Origin of the sequence: Streptococcus sp. GMD5S (assembly GCF_000298715.2) — a bacterium.
Taxonomy (GTDB): domain Bacteria; phylum Bacillota; class Bacilli; order Lactobacillales; family Streptococcaceae; genus Streptococcus.
The window spans coordinates 1-1,459 of record NZ_AJRG02000048.1 but is presented as its reverse complement, the minus strand read 5'-3'; the positions used below and the strand labels follow the sequence as shown (position 1 = coordinate 1,459).

The 1,459-nt window shown below is 36.9% G+C and carries 2 protein-coding genes; one reads left to right on the top strand and one right to left on the bottom strand.

Translation table 11 applies throughout. The features are described 5' to 3' along the window. Nucleotides 1-295, bottom strand: a 295-nt coding sequence (locus GMD5S_RS0209680) for an ATP-binding cassette domain-containing protein (RefSeq protein WP_016893883.1), incomplete at its 3' end; no start/stop codon positions are given. A 195-nt stretch (nucleotides 296-490) separates the two neighbouring features. On the opposite strand from GMD5S_RS0209680, the gene trpS reads away from it, so the two are divergent. Then, nucleotides 491-1,459: tryptophan--tRNA ligase (trpS, locus tag GMD5S_RS0209675; RefSeq protein ID WP_016893882.1), on the top strand; the 969-nt coding region annotated here is incomplete at its 3' end.

Below are 1,459 nucleotides of genomic sequence, written 5' to 3'. Positions count from 1 at the left end.
TTTCTTTCATGATGTTGTAAAGTTTTTCATTTCCCATAATGACGACATCAATAACTCGCTCATCTTCATAGTCAAAATGATTTTGACGGAGAACAGAGAGACGTTCATCTGGACCAAGAGAGATGTGACCAGTTGTTGGCTCGATATCACCAGCTAAGATTTTTAAGAATGTAGACTTCCCAGCACCATTAGCACCAATTAATCCGTATGTATTTCCTTCTGTAAATTTGATATTGACATCATCAAAAAGTTTGCGATCACTAAAACGTAGTGAAACATCAGATACTGTAAGCAATGTTTTTCTCCTATAATATGTAATATATTTATTCTACTAGAAAAGAGAGAAATATTCAAATTTTTGTTTGTCAATTTTGTGTCAATTAAGTTTACAGGTTTATTTACAATGAGTTAGTTGTTTGATTTTAATAATTTTCTGTTATTTTAACAAAAAAATGCTATAATTGAAGAGACCATTTCGAAGGAGAAAAAAATGACAAAACCCATTATTTTAACAGGAGATCGCCCAACAGGAAAACTGCATATTGGACATTATGTTGGGAGCCTTAGAAACAGAGTATTACTTCAGGAAGAAGACAAGTATGAGATGTTTGTTTTTTTGGCGGACCAACAAGCATTGACAGATCACGCCAAAGATCCTCAAACGATTGTAGAATCGATTGGGAATGTTGCCTTAGATTACCTAGCAGTTGGATTAGATCCAAGTAAGTCAACTATCTTTATTCAAAGCCAAATCCCAGAGTTGGCTGAACTATCTATGTACTATATGAATTTGGTGTCACTAGCTCGTTTGGAACGAAATCCGACAGTAAAAACAGAGATTGCTCAAAAAGGGTTTGGAGAAAGTATTCCGACAGGATTTTTGGTTTATCCGATTGCGCAAGCAGCAGATATTACTGCCTTCAAGGCTAATTATGTTCCTGTTGGGACAGATCAGAAACCAATGATTGAGCAGACTCGCGAGATTGTTCGTTCTTTTAACAACGCATATAACTGTGATGTCTTGGTGGAACCGGAAGGTATTTATCCAGAAAATGAGAGAGCAGGACGTTTGCCTGGTTTAGATGGAAATGCTAAAATGTCTAAATCCCTTAATAATGGTATTTATCTAGCTGATGATGCGGATACGTTGCGTAAAAAAGTCATGAGCATGTATACTGATCCAGACCATATTCGGGTTGAGGATCCAGGTAAGATTGAAGGAAATATGGTTTTCCATTATCTAGATGTGTTTGGTCGTCCAGAAGATGCTCAAGACATTGCAGATATGAAAGAACATTATCAACGTGGTGGTCTTGGTGATGTGAAGACGAAACGTTATCTACTTGAAATATTAGAACGGGAACTTGGCCCTATTCGTGAGCGCCGTATCGAATTTGCTAAGGATATGGGAGAAGTGTACAATATGCTTCAAAAAGGTAGTGAGAAAGCGCGTGAGGTT